At 47.9% G+C, this 19,200-nt stretch carries 14 protein-coding genes; 3 read left to right on the top strand and 11 right to left on the bottom strand.

Annotated features, from left to right (window positions below; genetic code table 11):
* Positions 1–21 precede the first annotated feature (21 nt).
* The gene (locus LC093_RS09360) at positions 22–2,010 is read left to right on the top strand and encodes a DNA cytosine methyltransferase (RefSeq protein WP_226664457.1); all 1,989 of its coding nucleotides are present in this window, start codon (positions 22–24) and stop codon (positions 2,008–2,010) included.
* Positions 2,011–2,058: 48 nt separating this feature from the next.
* Here the strand turns inward: LC093_RS09360 and LC093_RS09355 are convergent, their stop codons facing one another.
* From LC093_RS09355 to LC093_RS09340, 4 genes are read right to left on the bottom strand one after another with little or no spacing between them, the layout of a single operon-like run.
* On the bottom strand, positions 2,059–3,987 hold the full coding sequence (locus LC093_RS09355; protein ID WP_226664455.1) for an AIPR family protein: 1,929 nt from the start codon (positions 3,985–3,987) through the stop codon (positions 2,059–2,061).
* Positions 3,987–4,955 (bottom strand): PD-(D/E)XK motif protein, encoded by a 969-nt coding sequence (locus tag LC093_RS09350; protein WP_226664454.1) that lies wholly within the window; start codon positions 4,953–4,955, stop codon positions 3,987–3,989. The genes LC093_RS09355 and LC093_RS09350 overlap by 1 nt, the downstream gene beginning before the upstream one ends.
* On the bottom strand, positions 4,955–8,128 hold the full coding sequence (locus LC093_RS09345; protein ID WP_226664452.1) for a Z1 domain-containing protein: 3,174 nt from the start codon (positions 8,126–8,128) through the stop codon (positions 4,955–4,957). Before LC093_RS09345 ends, LC093_RS09350 begins: the two co-directional genes overlap by 1 nt.
* Complete coding sequence (locus LC093_RS09340; protein ID WP_226664450.1) at positions 8,118–9,653, bottom strand: ATP-binding protein; 1,536 nt, start codon at positions 9,651–9,653, stop codon at positions 8,118–8,120. Before LC093_RS09340 ends, LC093_RS09345 begins: the two co-directional genes overlap by 11 nt.
* A gap of 475 nt (positions 9,654–10,128) precedes the next feature.
* Between LC093_RS09340 and LC093_RS09335 the strand changes: the two genes are divergently transcribed.
* Complete coding sequence (locus LC093_RS09335) at positions 10,129–10,584, top strand: hypothetical protein (protein WP_226664448.1); 456 nt, start codon at positions 10,129–10,131, stop codon at positions 10,582–10,584.
* A 77-nt stretch (positions 10,585–10,661) separates the two neighbouring features.
* Here the strand turns inward: LC093_RS09335 and LC093_RS09330 are convergent, their stop codons facing one another.
* The 7 genes from LC093_RS09330 to LC093_RS09300 all read right to left on the bottom strand — a co-directional run bounded on the left by LC093_RS09330 (position 10,662) and on the right by LC093_RS09300 (position 17,746).
* Complete coding sequence (locus tag LC093_RS09330) at positions 10,662–11,501, bottom strand: 23S rRNA (adenine(2030)-N(6))-methyltransferase RlmJ (RefSeq protein ID WP_226664446.1); 840 nt, start codon at positions 11,499–11,501, stop codon at positions 10,662–10,664.
* A 165-nt stretch (positions 11,502–11,666) separates the two neighbouring features.
* The gene (locus tag LC093_RS09325; protein WP_319004915.1) at positions 11,667–12,827 is read right to left on the bottom strand and encodes a DUF3570 domain-containing protein; all 1,161 of its coding nucleotides are present in this window, start codon (positions 12,825–12,827) and stop codon (positions 11,667–11,669) included.
* Positions 12,814–13,044: a DUF4266 domain-containing protein gene (locus tag LC093_RS09320; protein ID WP_413231497.1), complete on the bottom strand. Its 231-nt coding sequence runs from the start codon at positions 13,042–13,044 to the stop codon at positions 12,814–12,816. Before LC093_RS09320 ends, LC093_RS09325 begins: the two co-directional genes overlap by 14 nt.
* A 3-nt stretch (positions 13,045–13,047) precedes the next feature.
* Positions 13,048–13,533 (bottom strand): TlpA family protein disulfide reductase, encoded by a 486-nt coding sequence (locus tag LC093_RS09315; RefSeq protein ID WP_226664444.1) that lies wholly within the window; start codon positions 13,531–13,533, stop codon positions 13,048–13,050.
* 37 nt (positions 13,534–13,570) lie between these two features.
* Positions 13,571–14,227 carry an outer membrane beta-barrel domain-containing protein gene (locus LC093_RS09310; RefSeq protein WP_226664443.1) on the bottom strand — a complete coding sequence of 219 codons (657 nt, stop codon included), beginning with the start codon at positions 14,225–14,227 and terminating at the stop codon, positions 13,571–13,573.
* Positions 14,197–15,051 (bottom strand): SH3 domain-containing protein, encoded by an 855-nt coding sequence (locus tag LC093_RS09305; protein ID WP_226664441.1) that lies wholly within the window; start codon positions 15,049–15,051, stop codon positions 14,197–14,199. The genes LC093_RS09310 and LC093_RS09305 overlap by 31 nt, the downstream gene beginning before the upstream one ends.
* A 4-nt stretch (positions 15,052–15,055) precedes the next feature.
* Complete coding sequence (locus tag LC093_RS09300) at positions 15,056–17,746, bottom strand: hypothetical protein (protein ID WP_226664440.1); 2,691 nt, start codon at positions 17,744–17,746, stop codon at positions 15,056–15,058.
* Positions 17,747–17,987: 241 nt separating this feature from the next.
* Here LC093_RS09300 and LC093_RS09295 point away from each other — a divergent pair, with 241 nt between their 5' ends.
* A complete protein-coding gene (locus LC093_RS09295) occupies positions 17,988–19,196 on the top strand; it encodes a hypothetical protein (RefSeq protein WP_226664439.1) in 1,209 nt (402 codons plus the stop codon).
* Positions 19,197–19,200: the final 4 nt, after the last annotated feature.

Genomic DNA, 19,200 nt, shown 5'->3' with positions numbered 1-19,200 from the left:
TATTAGAGAAATAATTCGAGTATGACTTCGAAAAAGAAAGTAAAGATTATAGACCTTTTTGCAGGTCCCGGCGGGCTCGGAGAGGGCTTTAGCAACTGTAAAAAAGACAGTCCTTTCGAAATTTCAATTTCAGTAGAAAAAGACAAAGACGCTCATGAAACACTAACTCTAAGAGCGTATTTTAGAAAGCTGCTGCATGATAAAACACCTTATCTAAATTACATTAAAGCGAAGTCCGGAGGCTATGTCGACCAGCAGTCTGGGAAGAACATTTCCGCGCCGGAGTTGAAAAGCAAAATAAAGAATACTGCCGAATGGAAGAAAGCATCTGAAGAAACCCTTGGATCACCTCACGCTCTTGGGAACAGTCGTATTTTTGAGATCCTCAAAAAAGGAGAAAAGCCAGAAATCCAAGACTTTGAAGAAACCGAAGAGCAGAGGAGAATCAATTTAGCGGTAGAAAAAATTTGCAAATATACGAAAAGAGGAAAGAATAGGTCTATAAAAAACAGTGAGCCACTAATGATAATAGGGGGACCACCTTGCCAAGCGTATTCAAAAATTGGCCGAGGACGACAAGCCGGATCAGAAAACTACAATCAAGACCACGATGAAAGGTTTTTTCTTTACAAGGAGTATGCGGATCTTATTTCAAGATCTCGGCCGGACGTATTTGTGATGGAAAACGTAAGCGGCATTGGCTCAGCAAAGCTGGCCAATGGATCTCTCATTTTCCCCCAAATTATAAAAAGATTGGAGTATCTTAAAGAGAACCCAGGAAAAACGGACCAAAAAAAATACAACATATACTCACTTGTAAAAAAGAAATGTCAGTTTCTTGGAAACGAAAATAGTCCGAACGAAAAAGACTTCCTAGTTCGAGCCGTAGAATTTGGCGTTCCTCAAGCCAGAGAGCGAGTGATACTGCTCGGTGTTAATTGTGAAATTGACAATGGTTTCGCTGCGAACAACATAATGGAATCGAAGGGTCAATTAAGCGCACCTAACGTTTCTCAAACTATAGGTTCACTCCCAAAATTGCGAAGTTCACTCACTAATCGCAAAGATGAAAAAAGTATTGAACTTTTCCCGGAAATTAACTTCGATAAATTGTCGGAATCGACAGCATGGCTACGGACGCACCAAGAATCGATCAAATTAATCAAACGCATAGTATCTGAACCTGGCTCGATTGATAAAGCTGTAGATGAAGTTCTCGATTGGGATTTACGGACCTTAAGACTTAAAAAGGCAAAAAAAATTGCCGCTGAATATGAAATATCTCTAGATGAAGCAACCAAAATTGTAAAGATCGAAAAGAGTGAACGAAATGAGATTGCAGAACGATCAATTCAATACAAAAAGATAATTAAGACCATATACCCATCCATCCGAGAAGTTATAAGAGAAATTCAATCCGATAAAAATCTAGAGACTGGAAACTCGTTTTTCTACGGAAATAAAATGAAGGTTAGGCCGTTAAACTCTAGAAAAAGCGTGTTTAGTGAGCTAGCAAACTGGTTAGAAACAGACCTTCCAGGAACCTTTAATCACAGTACGAAAAAACATATGCCGAGTGATATAGCTAGATACCTTTTCACTTCGCTATGGACTGAAGCCGCAGCTAGAGTAAAAGAAGAGGGGGAAAAAGAAGTATCTCTTTCACCAAGGACAAAATTTTTTCCAAAAAAATTAGCGTCAAATCACATAAGCTGGTACTCGGATAACTTCCAAGACAGATTTAGAGCTCACCCCAAAAACCATAGATCCAAGACGATTACGGCACACATGAAAAAAGATGGGCATGCAAATATTCACTATGATCCAGCCCAATGTAGATCACTCACCGTAAGAGAGGCCGCAAGACTTCAAACTTTTCCAGATAACTACTTCTTTGAGGGCGGTCAAGCCGCGCAGTTTCTTCAAGTAGGAAATGCCGTACCACCATTTTTAGCAAAACAGATAGCTCTCCATGTTGAAAAAATCCTAAAAAGCATGAAGAGAATATAACCAAATAACACCTTGCCGCCATGGAAGGCATGGCATATTCAAATATTATTATTTAATTACTTCGGCGCTTTGCGGTTGACCTCCGCTAGAGATAGCACAACCGCTACTATACTTGGCTAGAATCTTCGTAGAATTACTTGATGACATAAACTCTTTAACTTCACTTGATTTTGAAACATCTAACCACAGCTCCTCTTTCTTTGAATATTCACCATAATCTTCACTTTTACTATATTTTTTAATTAACTCATTTGTCATAAGGAGCAATGATTCTAAATATCCATCTAAGTCATCTGGTACTTTTCCTGAACGCCATATTATATTCATGTTAAAGACATGTTCGCCTTTCACCCCATCCGTGTACAAATATAAGATAGCTAATGCATAAGGAATTACAGCTGATCTAAGCTGACCCATTGAATTTTTCCCAGTCCCATAAATTTTTTCACATCTTTTGAAAATTATAATCAGAGAAACTAGCCTTTCATAAAAATCTCTATCAATTTCAATATGAGGCTTTCCACATCCAGGAGTTATATATTCAATAAAGTGCCTGAATATCTTCTCGCCGCCCTTTTTAACTAAATGGGGAACCCCGCCCCATGATGAGAAATATTTGGCTAATTGTTCCTTTGAGAATCTCCTTTCAGGGGGATACTCGCGCTTCAACCTAGCTGAATTTGATCCTGCTATCCTCAATTTAGTATTGAAATCTCCTCTGGCTCTTTCAAAAAACCATTTATCTCCCTGAGGATTTACGACACTTTCGCTTAAAGCCTTTAGCCTAACAAGCTGTGGACTTCTTGACCTTAAATCTACGTTTGAGACCCTTGACTGTGTATTAGAATACTTACTAATTTTAGAAACCAAATCATCCACTTCAGAACCGTCATCAACAACGTTGATTTTGGCCATCACCTTTACCTTACTTACATCAAGCCCCTCTTTCTTTGAAAAATATATAGATGCAGTTGTTTGCCCTCCGTTTACAATCTGGAGGTCATGTAGTGCCTCGATATATTTTCTTTTTCTTTTTTCGAAAACTTTTGCCTTGGTGGCCGTGATAGTCAATCCATTATTAAACGCAATGAACTTTTCAGGTTCTTTTCTAATAGTTTCTTTAATTCCCTTATTAGCACCCTTAAATTGTAAAAAAGATCTAACATTTTTCTCCAACAAGCGACTGCTATATCGCCTGTATAGATCCGTAAGGACGTCTGCACTCAAAACACACAGATAGGACTGAAAGTTATTCTCCGAAGCTGCCTCTATGACGTCTATGGAATAGCCAAAACTCTTCTGAAAGTTAACTTCTAGCGGCTCCCTGTTTCCTTTCGAGGCCATTACATTAAAAATAAAGTTTATGTCGATAATTTCGCGAATCAGAAGAATTTCTTTATTTATAGTTTCTACACCCTCCCGCCATGATACTTTTATAGAATCTTCCGGAAAACGCATGGATCTTGGCTGAGGTTGCTGCCCCTTAAATGTCACCGTTGCCTTGAGAGATACTAAGAATATCTCTATGACATCGAACTGCTTTAAGCCATCTGGGTGCGATAAATGAGCAACAAGAGCTTTTGCGGGGTCTGAATCCTGCATTGAATCCATAAGGTTTTGACTAATGGCCGACCTTATGAACTTAATAGATTTTTTAAAAAATTTTTCATATTCTTGCTTTTCAGAAACTAAAAGATCATCTTTATTAGAGGTTTCATCGACTGAATTCTCATCAACTATAAAAATTTGCAGTCGCTCACCAGTTTCATTGACTTGATAGGCGTTAACTTTAAGCTTTTCAATCTCATTGCAAAAATATGACTCGTTATAATCTTCAGAATCCACCCTTTTCGCATCAAGTAGTGAAGGTAAAACTTCTGTAAGAATGGCATTCTGAGGAATAAATCCATTCTCGTCTTTAACTACAGCAAGAATGTTCTCCCTACAGGATAATAATTCATCTACATCAATATCCACTATAAATCCCTTCTCTCGACTACAAAATTATCGAGTCCATATAAATTCAGTTTGTAGTTAACTTTTGATACATTCTCTGGAATATTCGACTTTATAATAGATGGAAATTCATTTCTTCTTGCATCATAAATACTGACGGACTTTACCCTGAATCGATAATTATCATAATCACGTACATTTTCAAAGGTAAGGCTTTTTTTCTGCAGAGCCTTTCTTAAAATTGAAACATCACCAAGCTTTGATTCAATTAACCCTCTAATATCAAGCAGAATTGAGCTTAAGCTCCCCCCGTTTTCTAAATCAAATAAAACAGAATAAACAACAAGATGATGATCTTTCCCCAACTCTGGCTCTAACTGAACCTCGCTTGAAATCGTAACTGTTTGGCTGTCAGCACTCTTCGTTTTTATCTCAAAGTTGCAAGACTCAGTTATAAAATCGTGACCTCTATCATAAGGTCCCACCCACGATTCCAAATGGTGATCAATATGTATTTCAGATTTCTCCAGGATCCTGCTTTTAAGAAAACAAAGCTCACCATAAAGACCTTGCACTTCGGAGCTAGACAATCTATTACCAACCTGATCTTCGAATAACTGCACCCACTTGCTAAATATTTTTAAAAACTCATTTGTATGCCCTTCTGGATCGGGAATATTCGTAATAGAGTTATAAAATGAAAGGACAAGGTCATCGAACAAATCGTTGAACTGGCTATCATGTAATGCCAGTATCAGAAACCTTGAATCTGCCATGTAGTCAATCGATATTTTTTCCTTTTTTACCGGCCTGATATATGGACTGAATTCATCAGGTAGCCTCAACATCAGACTTCTCTCAGCCTTCTGATTAATACCCAAGAAAATTTCGGCCTTGCACCGTGGGTCAAGTATTAGTGACCTGAACCCCCGACTTGGCTCCGCATCTAGAACCAATGTCCATTTCTCTTCAATTTTTTTTCTATTCATCACTCTTCTACTGGTAGGCATGTATCTTCCAAAGAGAGATCTTCCTGAATTTGCTCATCTAGCTCCAGATTATAATCGCCCTGAACATATATCCCCCCTGGATCATCCTGAATTGGTGGAAAGCCCATAGCCATACCAACCAAAGGTATATTAAGGTCTATATCGTTTTCTTTAACATATTTTGAAAACTCACCAACTTCCTTACCTTTTTCTTGGTTAAAGGAATAATATGAATCGAATAGATAAATCACTAACAAACCCTCGTGACTTCCCATTTTTTCTCGGTATATCCTTTCTGGGAAAGTCTTTGTCACCTTCTTCTGCGCATCTGCATCGGCAATACCTGGGTATTTCGACTTTATTTCAATAATTTTTTCAGATTTAAATTCGTCTTCTGCTTGCTTGATTTGATCGTCAGTCAAAAGCAAACTCATGTCTTTATTTGAGGAAAGAATATTTGCAGACTTTCCTGTGGCCATAAAAACATTGCTGTCTAAAAATTTTTTCTTGGCCGCAATTGGAGCCTTATCTGAGGGCCCCCTTCTGATTGCCATGCCCACATCTAGGTTTAACCCGGATTCTGATGCGCTTACTATGCCTTTACCTAGTTTAGTATTAGCTAGGCCTTTTGTACGCAATGCAATTGTCCAATCCTGTAGAAGTTTTTTTTCATCACACAGCCTAATAAACTGAATCATTGCCTTAGCCGCACTTGATTCGAAATTATTTGGCTTCTGTAGTAGCTCTATAATTTCAGAGGGTGATGATTTATATAGAATGAAATCATCAGAAACTCGACCTGCATTCAACTTTGGCACGTATAGATCTTTGAAAGTTTTCCAAGTCGACTCAATCGACTCTTTATCTACTGGAAATTGAGTAGTCATTTCCAGCTGATCTTGATAGGACCATTTAACTTCTACCGTGTTATATAAAATCGAAGGTCTAGTAATCTTCAATACACCCGGATGCTTTTTAACTCTAAGAACAAAATTTTCAGGGCTTTTTTTATTTTTCCCCATTTTACGAAATTCAGTCTCCAGCTCCTCTATACACCTCGTTGTATTATTAAACTTCTCAATTGAATCGTATGTTGTAAATAATTTACAGCAATCAATAAATCCCGGCCGATATCCAAACCACCTGCCCATTTGTAACAATGTGTCCGAATAATTCGTAGACCGTACAAAATAATTAATGGTTAACCCTTCCAGCGTAAAACCTCTGGAAAGCCTGTTCCCGCCTACTGCAATAACGTACTTCGGTTTGTTCTCAGGATATACCAGCTTATCCCCTGTAACACTATTTATTGCTTTAATGTCAAACTTAGGTATCAGCCCAGATAAATAAGGTTTTAATGAATTAAAAGACAGAGGGATCAGAAATTCATCCACATAGTCATAAGGCAGATATGACTTGATTGACTCAATAATGAATGCGTAATACCTGTACCATATTTTTTCAAACTCTGAATAAATTGAACTCTCACCTGTTGCCGGATCATTATCAATCCTGTTTTCAAGATCTCTTACATACTCGGCTATCAATTTTTTAGTCTTATTTTGCCATGAAGTAAATCGAGAAACATGTATCAGCATTGTATTGTGCGGCTGAAATAAATTTGACGTTATAAGTAGCTTTTTTCTACTCTCACGTACTGCTGTAGATAAAATAAAGCATACAATCGCTTCTTTAAGGGACGTGGGGAGCTGCTTAGGAAAGTCATCCTCTTTTTTACATGAACGAGTTTCCTTTCTATACTCCTGATAAGTAGAAAAATCCAAATAACTTCCATAAGGACCAACTACTTCATTCCAAGCCTCCCTATTGGGAAAATTCTCTACACCAACCAAATCTCCATCTCCGTTATCCAAGACCCTTGATGGAAAATTCTCTATAGCGTCTTCAACAGGTATAACGAGAGGGATTTTTTCACCGATTTCATTATTTATAGGTGTGATTGTTTCAAATATTTGTTTTGCGCCAATATAATTACTTGGCGAATTCAACAATACAATAAAGTCGTCCGGGAATATGTTATCTACTTGTGTCAGCGTTTTCTCTTTTTCTACTCCGCCATCTTTATATTTGATTTCGATTCCATCCAAATGAGCCTCATTTCTATCCTGAAGTACATTCGCAAACGGTGTTGCAGTGTAACCCAAGTAAGTTTTTCTAGAAAAAAGATTTAATAATGTTCTTATATATCCATTGATTTTTGAGGCGTATTCAATACCCTTATACCCTTCATTGTTCAATGATGCGTTATCTGCCTCATCATCTAAAATCAACATTGGTATGGAATGCTGGTTTTTTCCAGGGTCTAAATTGTCATGGAGCCATACGATAAGATTCCTTAGTACGCTGATATTTTTTTTGCATACGAGAATATTAATTCTGTTAAGAGAAAAATGCGCATCCGCTAGGGCTTTTTTGAAATCAGATTTGTGCGAGGTAATTGAGACCACCTGTTCAATAGCTGAGCTGCCCAGATGACCAAATCGACAGATATTTCCGACGCCCTTTTTGCCAACGGAGTCATTATCAATATCCGTTACTCCTTCGCCAATCACATCAGACTCTATTCTTTGTTGAGTCTGTGACCTTAAGTCCTCCATTATCCCTGAAAGAACGATTATCAACTTATAGCCGCAGTCGATGGATCTATTAATTACCCCATTAAAATTACCTGTCTTGCCTGACTGTACCTCTCCAACAACGAGACCCTTTACGTAAAATTCGTCGGCTGATTCTGGATCACCAAGTCTCCCCATAATGTCCAGACTAGATGTTTCCGTTTCGGTAATAACAGGTTCTGCTCTACCTTTTTTTTCTAAATATTGGAGGTAACGATCCATGTAATTCCATTTTATTAGTTCCGCTCTTGTTTCCGTAAGCCAAGATTCCTTATTATTTTTAGATAGCGCACTAGACGGCTCAATATCTACCGGGTTTACAGATAAATATTCTCGCTTTGCAACTTCAAAATAAACCTTCAAGGTGGCGTCATCTACCTCTGGGTAATGAAATAGCTTTATTATCTGTTTGATATTTTCCGAGATATTGCTATACAGGTCATCAAAGAAATCTAAACTTTTTGAGTCTTTCTTGTTCTGTTCTGCCTGACCCGCGATTGCATTTTTGATAAGAGCAACATACTTATTACTTTCCATCACCACCCCCCATATACTCCACTAAGCTATCCGGCATTGAGTTTTTTTTAAATCCAAGCTCTTCTGTTATTTTCTTTATTATTGATTTTCTGCTCATACCAAGATTTCTCATTTCATCAACACATGCTTTTATATCGCTTTCAGTAATTCCGTCATTTTCAGCAATACCGCTAAATGTCCTGTCTTCATTTATATGTCTAATTTTATTTACTTGGCAGTTTATCATTTTCATTAACACAAGGAACTTAGATAAATCAGATCCATCAAGACCCATTTTTAATTCTTTTATAAGCGGAAATTCATCATTAAATTCAAGCAACACTCCCTTGTTTGATGACTTTTTAACGAATATCTCTTCTTTATTTTTATCTTTTATACCATTGAACCTTTTAATATTTCTGTTGAAATATTCTTTTTCAGCTTCAGATTTAAGTGCAGTTATATATTCTTCAAAACCTTTTTTAAGGTCATGCGGTATAATTACCTGTGATTTCGACACATTTAGATTTATTACGTTATCGGCGCCATTCCCTATGTCCACTCTCAATCTAGCAAGCTGAAGTCTTGGACCACTTTTAATCAACCTATTCCAGCCGCCAAACAAGATTACCCTATCACACCTATAGACATAAATACCCTCCATGCCCATGAGGCTTCTATAGTTAGTTGTCCATATATTATTTGCTTCTTTAGATTCATCTATGCTTCTTGATGGAAGAATAAACCCCTCAATTTTTATAGCGTCATTACCAAACCTTCTCTTGAGAGGTTCCACAGGCCTGAAGTCTTTTTCATGAACTGGAAACGGGCTGAATGGTGATAACCTTTTATTATTTATCCGGATCTGTAGAGATCTTTTTTTTCTTTCCATAAATCTATGAAAGACTATTTCAAGATGCTCAGAGGTAACTTCAGTGATTTCTTTTTTTAAAGCTGCTATTCGATTTTTTTCATCGACATATTGTTCGTATTTATAGAGGCCTGACCAGTAAACAATTGTATTGGGGGTAAAATTTTCGAATCCGTTTAGATACTGTTCAGATAAGTTAATATATTTCTTGTGAATTTCTTTTATTTCTTGCTCATTATTTATTATTAATTTCCACCCATTATCCTTTAGGACATCGACGTCCCATGTCCTAGCATGGTATGAATTTTCGTCCTTCTTTTTGGATAGAACAGTAAATCGTCTAGTCTGTGAGAATGAAGCCGTTTTCAGCCCAAGGCCAAACCTGCCTAAATCAGACCGATTTCTGGCTGCTTCTGGAGAGTTACTGGGAAACTGCATAGCTTCTCTCAGCTCTTTTTCTGTCATTCCATCGCCATTGTCTGCGAGCATCAAACCAAATGGCTCTGACTCTATATTTACCAGAATCTCTACTTGATCAGCCCCGGCAGAGATTGAATTATCAATTAGGTCAGCTACGGCAGACTCAAGGCTGTAACCCTGCTCAGCAATAGACTTAATAAGATACTCCGGATTAGGAGTAACGTCCTCGTAATCAGGAATGCCCCCTTTAGTCATGCTCAATCCACCTCTTTTATGGGGCACAAATACACAACGCTATTTAGCTTTTGTGATTGCGCTTTATGTTATATGGTTGCACAGAGAATAATAATGTAACCTATTGATTTCTGATCAAGAAATCAATTATCTGAATGGATGATAAAACCTCCACTACTGGTCGTAGACCACTATAAATTATAAGGAACCAAGCAAGATTAGAAACCCCAGCCTCCCGCTTAGAGCGCGGTTATCTTATCTAGCCATTTAGCGCTAAGCGGGTTTAAATAATCACAATTTCAACTTCTCGCTCCCAAAGTTGGCATACTACCCCCCTGCACTTCTATCTATTGAAACGCACCTTTTACTGGCCATATCACACAGCACGTCATGCAGCCGTGATACCGTCACCCAGAGCCCTTGCAATCCGTTCAGCAACAATTCACGTAGCTACACGCAAACTACCCCCAACTACTACACACCGACAGGAGTCCACATGAACAAGATTCTGATCGCCGCCATGACCAGTCTGGTAATTTCTGCGCCGGCCCTGGCCGACAAGCCCGAAGCCCCCGGCAAAGACAAGCCGACGCCGGAGCAGATTGAAGCCCGTCAGGAAGCGGCCAAGGCCCACGCCCATGAGAAGGCACAAGCGAAAGCCGAGCCTCACCGCCTGACCGAGGAAGAAAAGCGCGCGTTTGCCGAGAAGAAGAAGGCCAAGTACGAGCATGCCGAAGGCAAGCACGACGGCAAGAAGGTTGACCGCATGGCTCGCCTGCCCAAGGACGAAAAGTCCGATGAAGAAATGCCGGAAGAAAAACTGAAGGGCATGGAAAAGCAGCAGGCCAAGAAGGCTGAGCAGGAGCGCAAGGAAATGGATAAAGGCTCCGAGCAGGGCCAGGCTGCGCGCGCCGAGCACAGCAAGAAGTGGTGGCAGTTCTGGAAGGACTGATTCCAGGTCAATTAGCCACCCAATAAAAAAGCCCGGAATTTCCGGGCTTTTTTGTATCTATCCGTTCACCGACAACATTATTCGCCGGCCAGGGTCTCGCAGCGAAAGTGCGCCGCACCGTCCTCGCTTAGCAGCTGCGCCAGCTTCGGCAACAGCGCCTGCATTTTCTCCTTCAGCGTCCACGGTGGGTTGACCACGATCATGCCGGAGGAAGTCATGCCGTGACCTTCGCTTTCGGCACGAATACCCAGCTCGAACAGTTCGATCTTGCGGATACCGGTGGCCGCGATCTGCTTTTCCAGGCTGTCGATGCGCTTGCGCTCCACCACCGGGTACCAGATCGCCACGGTGGCCGTGGCCATCTTGCGGTGGATCAGGGTCAGCGCCGCGACTACCCGCTGGTAGTCTTCTTTCTGCTCGTAGGGCGGGTCGATCAGCACCAGCGCGCGCCGGGACTGGGTTGGCAGTAGGCCATTCAGGCCCTTGAAGCCATCCTCCACGCGCACACGGCAATTACGGTTGCCGGCAAAGTTTTTGCTGAGATGTTCGGCGTCGCGGGGGTGCAGCTCAAATAACCAGCCTTTGTCCTGTGGGCGCAGCATCTGGGCGGCGATCATCGGCGAGCCGGGATAGTTTTGCAGCCTGCCGCCCGGGTTGAAGTCGTCGATGAGCGCCAGATACGGCGCCAGTTCCGACAGAGCGTCGTTACCCTGCAATTTACCGATCCCGTTCAGGTACTCCTGGTTTTTCTGCGCCATGTCCGACTGCAGCCGGTACATACCTGCGCCAGCGTGGGTATCGATATAGTCGAAAGGTGCGTCTTTCTTCTGCAGGTGCGAAATTATTTCCACCTGCACGAAATGTTTGAGTACATCGGCAAAGTTGCCGGCGTGAAAAGCGTGGCGATAGCTGAACATGGGGTCCACCGGGAGCGGTAAAACAGGGAGAAACGCTGCCGAAAGAGTATGGCAGCAGGTGAGCACCGGGTGGCATCAGGAGGGGAAAGCCGCCAGAGCAGTCGGGCATCACCGGGCAATGCGGGCGAACTTTAGGGGCCTTTGCGGCCCCTGTAAATCAGTTTTTCAGAACCACACAGACCAGAACAGCCGCACCACATGGGCGTTGAAGCTGTAGGCCGGCTCCTCGCCCGGGAGGTAAGCGGAATCGCCGTCGTGCACCCGCACATCGTGGAAGTTGTCGTAGTCGAACATGACGTAGTCCCAATAGAGATTCACCGTGTTCTTACGATCAAACAGGGACCAGCGATCCGGCAGCAGGTAGGAGGCGCCTATGCCGATCGCGGTACTGGTGAAGTCGCTCAGCTCTTTATCCCGCGCGCGGAAGTTGGTGGCATTCAGGTAGGGGAAAAGGTCGCTGTAGAAATCCGCCCCGCTCTGCTTGTAGAAGCGCAGCTTGCCCTCGAGAATCACGTTTTCCTGCTCCAGCGGATGGGTATAGCGCAGCTCCAGGTTGTCTGCACTGATGCCCCAGCTGTCCGCGTAGCGGCGGTATTCGCTTTTTACCGCGGCGCGATACGGCAGGCGATACTTGGCGCGCAGGGCGACGGCGTCGCTGTTGCGGGTGGTTGGGTAGAGCTCCGCCTGGTAACTGAAGCCACTGCCCGCATTCGGGTCCAGGTAGCGCACACTGCGGTAAGGATTGTTCAGGAAGCCCTCGTCGGCCACCGTTTCCACACTCAGTTCCGCAATCAGCTTCTGGGTCAGGATCTGGCTCCAACCGATCGAGTAGCGACGGTGCTCGGCCTGCTCGAGGAAATCCTCGTCGCCATTACGCATGACATCGTCACTGCCGAAGCTCACGCGCATGGACAGGGTACTGAGATCCCCGAAGAAATCCTGTGCGATGCCAAAGCCGACGGTTTCCGCCTGGTAATCGCTTTCACTGGAATTGGTGTAGTTCAGGCTCATGGTGGTTTTATCCACCAGGTAATCCGCCCCCAGCGAAAACTCATCGCGCTGTTCGGAATAGCGACTCGCGGTTGCCTGCACATCAATAGAGGCACCGGAAATCATATCCACGTAGTAATTGGCCGATAGCGAAAGCTTGTTGCCAACATTCTTGCGCACGAGGATCGAGGGGCCATCGATGGTCACGCCACCACCACTGTAGGAGTGGTACATGGTGTCTGCCCGCTCTTCCGGCAGTACTGCAGCGATCAGGCTTGCGGGCAGCCAAAACCCAATAATAGCCGCGAAGATTTTTGCACGATCAATTGCAGCCACAGCCGCCTCCTGACCCACCTTCCGCGCCACGCGCGGCTTCACGCGCTTCGTAGACGTGATTCATATACCCAGCCGCCACCGGATCGCGCTCGAAGCTCATGATCGGATCCGCAAGGTAATGCCGCTCGTAGGGCTTTACCCAGGGCTCCGGCATCAGGGTTTCGCAGCCGCCCAGCAGCAGGAACAGTGGAAGAAGTAACAGCGCGCGCTTGGCCATGGATTATTCCCGGATCAGTTCCTTGATGATTTTCTTGTACTCGGCTTCATCGCCACTGCGGTAGCCTCTGTGCACGTAGCGCACATTGCCATCGCGATCGATGAACACGGAGCTGGGCATGGCCTCGACACCAAACAGCTGGCTCACCTGGCTTTCCCCATCAAACAACACCGGAAATTCCACCGGGATTTTTTTCAGCATGGCCTGGGCGTCTTCGCGGTTAGCGTCCACATTTACGCCCCACACCTTGAAGCCGACGGATTCGTAACGCGCATGCAGGTCATTCAGCAGCGGCATTTCTTCGCGGCAAGGACCGCACCAGGAGGCCCAGAAGTTCAGCATGATCACCTCGCCACGCTGTTCGCTGAGACGCAGGTTACCGTCTTTCAGGGAAGCCAGGGTAAAGTCGCTGGCGGGTGCCTTGGCCAGTGCCGGGGTACCGGCCAGCAGGGCGGCGGAAGCACAGAGAGCGGCAATCAGTTTACGCATTCGATTTCTCCGGTTTTATTTTTGTAAGGGTCGCAATTCAGAAGTAAATGGAAATACCGAGCTGCGCCGACAGGTTGTTGGTCGTCAGCGGCTCGCCAAAAATTTCGTGTTCAAAAATGTGGTCGCGCACATCGAGGCGCAGTGCCAGCCAGTCCTGTGCCAGCACCCGCACACCGGCACCGACGTTGTAGGTAAAGTGTTCTTCATCGGCAAAGCTGGTATTGCCGATACCACCGATCAGGTACAGGTTGCTGTTGAGTGCCCAGTCGTCAAACACGAAGATTTCGCCGGGCAGGAAATTCCAGGCCAGCGACAGGTTGTACATGGACAGCTCGCGCTCTTCATCGGTGAGCAGTGGCGCGGAGCCGCTGAGGCGCTCGTAGCTGGACTCCCCCAGCGTGGTCTGGCCGTAGGCCGCTTCCATAAAGAAGTCTTCGCTGATGTGGTACGCGAGGCTGCCGCCATACAGGGCGTTGGAGCCGAAATCTTCCACGCTCATGATGCCGCCGAGATAGGCAGTGAACTCGAAGTCTTCGCTATCGATCTTCGCCTCGCGGATTTCCCGCCGCTCCAGGTCCGGCGAAATAATTTCGTCGATATCCTGGTCGTACTGGGCCAGTGCGCCAGAGGACAGCGAGCCCGCGAGCAGCAGGCCGGCGAGTTTTACATAAATACGTCGAACCCGAGTTTCCACTCGACAATCTCCTGATTATTTTCCCGCGAGGTCAGCAGGTAGTGATTGGCCACTTCCGCGCGCAGGGCAAAGCGGCGGGAAAGATAAGTCGTAACCCCAATACCGGTCAGCATCGCGGTGTCCTGGCGGTCTTCCGTGGCGACGATGGTGGCATTGGGGGAAGTGATATTGATGCCCGTTCCCAGCAGGAAGTAGGGCGACAGGCGCCATTGGGGGAAAGGCTGGTGTACCACGGCAACCTGGTAGGTCTGGCTGTCGGAATAGGCACCGATGGTCTGCGCCGCGCGCACTTCGGCGGAGAGGTTCTGGGTAAAGCGGTAACCCAGCGACACCCCCATGGAGTTGGCACCGGCAAAATCGCCATAAGCGAACCCCAGGCGCAGGTTCTGCTCGCGGTAGTCGTCAACGCCCGGCGTAGGGACGGCCACCTGTTCGCCTTCGGCGGTGAATATCTCATCCAGGTCGGAAATTTTGGCCCAGCCAGTCTTGCCCTTGCGGGTCATGACCTTGACCCAGTCGGTGCGGCGCTTGAGCAGCCACAGCGACTCTCCATATTCGACGACATTGCTGATCACGTAGCCGCGGCCCGGACCGGTATACAGGTTGAGGAATTCAGAACCCACCACAACCTGCTCCGCGTCCTCAGGCAGATCCTGTGGGACCTGTTGCGAGAATTGCCGCGCGCTAAAACTTTCGGTTACTGGCAGATTGCCTTCATCTTCGGCGGGCTCCGCAGCCGTGGCGACGGGAGCCAGCATGACGCCGGCCATCGCGGCCAGCCAGCATGCCTGTCGAATTGAAAATTTGCCGGGCTGACGTTTCATCTGCTTAGTTGACCGGTGCATCAAATGGGTTGTTGTAATACTGCGCGCCGATATCCAGCCACTCTGAAATCAGGCGCAGTTCCGCCGCGGAGAGTTCTCCGGCGTGCGCGCCACCGGGCGCAAACACGCTGAAGAAACGGCTGGCGTTGGCACCGGCAATATTCATGATCTGCTCGATATCGACGGTAACCATAACAGGTATCGGGTTGCCGGCGGCATCCAGGATCAGCTCGCCATTTTCATCGGTCTCGAACAGCGGCTCGCCATTGTCATCGGTGTCCTGTACCAGCACGTTCTGTACCGCACCCTCACTGAGCTCCTGGGTCGGATTGCTGAATACCAGCTCTACATAAGACGTACTGAAGTTGGTGTTCACTGGCGACTGTTCTGCGCTCAGGTCCAGCTGGCCCGGCGGCACCTGTGCCATACCCGCTGCATCGCGATTGGTGTGGCAGGTAGAACAGGTGCGGTCCTCGATCACTGCGCCGGTCGCGTCGGTAACTTCCCGCGGCAGGTCCCAGATCGGCTGGATATGTTCGGGATAGTGAATCACTGCGCGGCAATCCGGTGTCCAGGCACTCTGGCAGGCAAGGCTGGTGGGCTGCGGGGTCAGCAGCTCGCTCATCAACAGCTCGGTACTCGGATCTTTTGTACGCAGCGCCGGGTCGGTCCACAGGTCGCTGAAACGGATATCGCCTTCCAGCTCTGCTTCACCGGCAATGCGGGCCAGCAGCTGGGCCATGGTTTCACCCATTTCGGCATTGAGCGCCTCTTCGGTATTGGCGAAGGGGGCACCGCTGGTAGGCGCGCCGGCCCAGGCCGGCTCGGGCTGTTTATCGGTGCGGCCATGGGGCACTTCGCTGTCGGCACTGTGGCATCCCTGGCACTGGCGCACTTCGCCGGCGCGGAACTGCAGCCAGTTGTTGTGACGGCCGACGATACGGCGACCGTCGGCATCCACCACGGAAATGGCCAGCGGCATATCGGCCGGTACTTTTACCCGCACCGAGCCATCCGGCTGGATCGGCGTGTAACCGATGATCTCGCGCATGGTCTGTGCGCGGCTGCGGCCAAATGCGGCGTTATCAAAATCCAGCGTATCGCGATCGGGAATACCCACCGCCTTTACCACCCGCAGGAAACGTGCCGGGCGCTCGGCGGCAGTGGTTTGCAGCGGATCCGCCAATGCAGAGATATCCACAACCTGCTCGCCATCGAAGTCGTAGACACTGCGGATATCCAGTACTGCCATACCTTCCTGCACCAGGTCGCGATCGATATCCACACCGGGAATCGGCTCGGCAATAAATTCCGGCACCGGCCGCGGGTCGGCGGTGACGCCCTCGCTGATCATCTCGCCTTCCACCGGCTGGATGATCGGGCGCTGGGTGCCCTCCACATAGTCGTAGATCCACAGGCCGTAGAGAGGGTCTGCCGGCATAATGCCCTCGGTCGCCAGCCACTCGTCAGTACAGGGACGGGCAAGCTCGGTGTCCGGCTCGATCACCCGGCATTCGCTCCAGCTGACCAAAAGACGGCTGGTGCCGTCGTGAAATGCCCAGGCATTGGCAAACAAGCCGTGCGGGGACAATCCGCCGTCGGTGATCACTTCGTCGACCGAGAGCGATGCCTGCCCCTGCAGCACGCCTTCCTGTTCCGGCTCGCTGTAGGCTTCGGTGAAATTCTCGGCATCGATCAACACCATGTCACCGCCGTAGGTAATCCCTTCCGGCGAGCGCAGGGTGACGAGGATGCGGCCATCGGGCATTTGCTGCGGCTTGCTGAATGCGGCGGGAACCGGTTCGCCAGTGGCACTGATGCCGGTGGCCTGGCTGTGATAGCCGTAGTGGAACTGCAGGTCGGTGCCGTCGGGATTGACGGTGTACAGGCTCAAGCGGTCGCGCCCGCCCATATTGTCCCAGCGGTTGAACAGGATGCGGCCGCTGAACAGTACCGTGGGCGAGAGGTCGTGGCTCTGGTTATAGGAAATCTGCTGGATATCGGTGCCGTCCGCTTCCATCACGTGCAGTACGAAAGCCGGCTCCTGCAGGTTTTCCGCGAGCGCGCCGAACTGGGGCTTGTCGTCATCGAGCAGCAGCGCGCGAGAACGGCGCTGGCGGGTGGAACTGAATACGATACGGCCATCGGGCAAAAAAGCGGGCGCAATATCATCGCCCGCTTCCGCAGTCAGGTCGGACGAAATCGCGCGCTTCAGCTCGGCGGCTTCAAAATCGTACAGCCAGATATTCCAGCTCGGCTGCTCGTCGTCATCCAGCCCTTCGATATCCGGTGCGCGCATGGCGAAGGCCATCAACTGGCCATCAGCGGACACAGTGAGATCTTTTACGTCGTAGCCACCTTCAAACACCACGCCGGCTTCTTCGTCACTGACAAACAGGCCTTCGGTCAGCACGCGCTCGGGCGCGCTGGCGGTAGCACGGTCGCGCAACACCAGCACGGCGCCTGGATTAAATGCCGAAGGTGCATAAAGGCTGTCTCCCGCCAGCGCGCCGTCGTCTTCGAAACGCAGGCTGCGGCGCACATAAGCCACCGGGTAATCAACCACAACCGGGTCTTCTGCCTGGTCGCCACCGCCCAGACCGGAGCCTTCACCACTGCCACCGGAGCAGCCCCCCAATAGCAACAGCGCGATGAGTCCGCCGGACAATTGGGCCAGCGTACACAATTTGTTCAAGGGAGTTTCCTCTTCCGTAGTAACCACTCACCGTGACGATGGCGGGAAAGCTGGACGTTCGTGCCAGACTATTTACCAGATTTATTTGCTCGATTTTCGCGATTGCCCTCAGTACTCTCAAGGCGCGCACACTGTTTTTGCCAACCAGAACACGTATTAAATTTTTCCCGCTGGCGAATTTTTGAACCTTCTTTAGTATCGGTGCCCAGTTACAACGTACGTTCACTACACAATAATTGTCATGAAAAAGTCATCGTCCGTCGCGCGCCTGCTACTCGCGGCGTCAGTCTGCTTTGCTCTGCCGGCACTTGCCGGCCCGGAAGAGCAGGCCGCACAGATTCACAGCCGCCTCACCGGTGTAAAACCCAGTGTCTCCGTGCTCACCGCCATGGCTGAGGAAATTGCCACTGGTAATCCCGAGGCAGCGGCCTACCGGGCGATGGACAATGATGCGTTTTATAACGTCACATTGAAAAACCTCGCGGCGCCGTGGACCAATCGTGATGGCGACAACTTTGTCCCGCTCAACGATTACACCGCAACCTTTATCGGCATGGTGCGCGATGACGAGGATTTCCGCGGAATACTGTTCGAAGACATCCTGTATACCGGCGCCAGTGGCCTGGTTCAATCTTCGTATAGCAACAGCAACAACAACCACTATATCGAGCTGGAAAACAGTGGATACCCGTTGCAAACCGCACTGGAGCGTAGAACCCAGTCTGCGGTAACCGGCCTCCCCAGCGACGCTACCGCCGGGATCATCACCAGCCGCGGCGCAGCCAAATCCTTTTTCTATGCGGGCACCAACCGCGCCATGTTCCGTTTCACCCTGATGAATCACCTGTGCCGGGATATGGAGCAGGTACACGATACCTCACGCCCGCCAGACCGCATCCGCCAGGACGTGAGCCGCAGTCCCGGTGGTGACAGCCGGGTTTTCCAGAACAACTGTATCGGCTGCCACAGCGGCATGGACCCGATGGCCCAGGCCTTTGCCTATTACGACTTTATCTACGACGTGGATAACGACCCCACCGGTGAAAACGGTTACCTGGACTACAACAGTGCCGGTGAGACCGATCTCGCCACCGGCACCCGGGTAAAGGCAAAAAACCATATCAACAGCGCTACATTCCCTTACGGCTTTGTAATGCCCGATGACAAGTGGGACAACTACTGGCGCGAGGGGCCGAACATGTACCTGGGCTGGGACGACACGCTGCCCGGTTCCGGTAGCGGAGCCAAGTCACTGGGCCGTGAACTGGCCAGCAGCCAGGCCTTTGCCCAGTGCCAGGTGACCAAAGTATTCGAACAGGTTTGTCTGCGCACACCGGAAGACAGCCAGGATCGCAACCGCATCAATAGCATTACCGAAAGCTTTACCAGCGGTGGTTACAAGCTGAAGCAGGTGTATGCGGATGCCGCGGTTTACTGTGCGGGGGAATAAGAAA

The organism is Microbulbifer aggregans, assembly GCF_020524005.1.
GTDB classification, from domain to species: Bacteria; Pseudomonadota; Gammaproteobacteria; order Pseudomonadales; family Cellvibrionaceae; genus Microbulbifer; species Microbulbifer aggregans_A.
This window is presented reverse-complemented; position numbering and strand designations above follow the sequence as displayed.

Coding starts and splice junctions, on each gene's coding strand:
- LC093_RS09295 (WP_226664439.1), top strand. CDS start 17,988: ATGAAAAAGTCATCGTCCGTCGCGCGCCTGCTACTCGCGGCGTCAGTC.
- LC093_RS09315 (WP_226664444.1), bottom strand. CDS start 13,533: ATGCGTAAACTGATTGCCGCTCTCTGTGCTTCCGCCGCCCTGCTGGCC.
- LC093_RS09305 (WP_226664441.1), bottom strand. CDS start 15,051: ATGAAACGTCAGCCCGGCAAATTTTCAATTCGACAGGCATGCTGGCTG.
- LC093_RS09330 (WP_226664446.1), bottom strand. CDS start 11,501: ATGTTCAGCTATCGCCACGCTTTTCACGCCGGCAACTTTGCCGATGTA.
- LC093_RS09345 (WP_226664452.1), bottom strand. CDS start 8,128: ATGGAAAGTAATAAGTATGTTGCTCTTATCAAAAATGCAATCGCGGGT.
- LC093_RS09320 (WP_413231497.1), bottom strand. CDS start 13,044: ATGGCCAAGCGCGCGCTGTTACTTCTTCCACTGTTCCTGCTGCTGGGC.
- LC093_RS09350 (WP_226664454.1), bottom strand. CDS start 4,955: ATGAATAGAAAAAAAATTGAAGAGAAATGGACATTGGTTCTAGATGCG.
- LC093_RS09360 (WP_226664457.1), top strand. CDS start 22: ATGACTTCGAAAAAGAAAGTAAAGATTATAGACCTTTTTGCAGGTCCC.
- LC093_RS09340 (WP_226664450.1), bottom strand. CDS start 9,653: ATGACTAAAGGGGGCATTCCTGATTACGAGGACGTTACTCCTAATCCG.
- LC093_RS09335 (WP_226664448.1), top strand. CDS start 10,129: ATGAACAAGATTCTGATCGCCGCCATGACCAGTCTGGTAATTTCTGCG.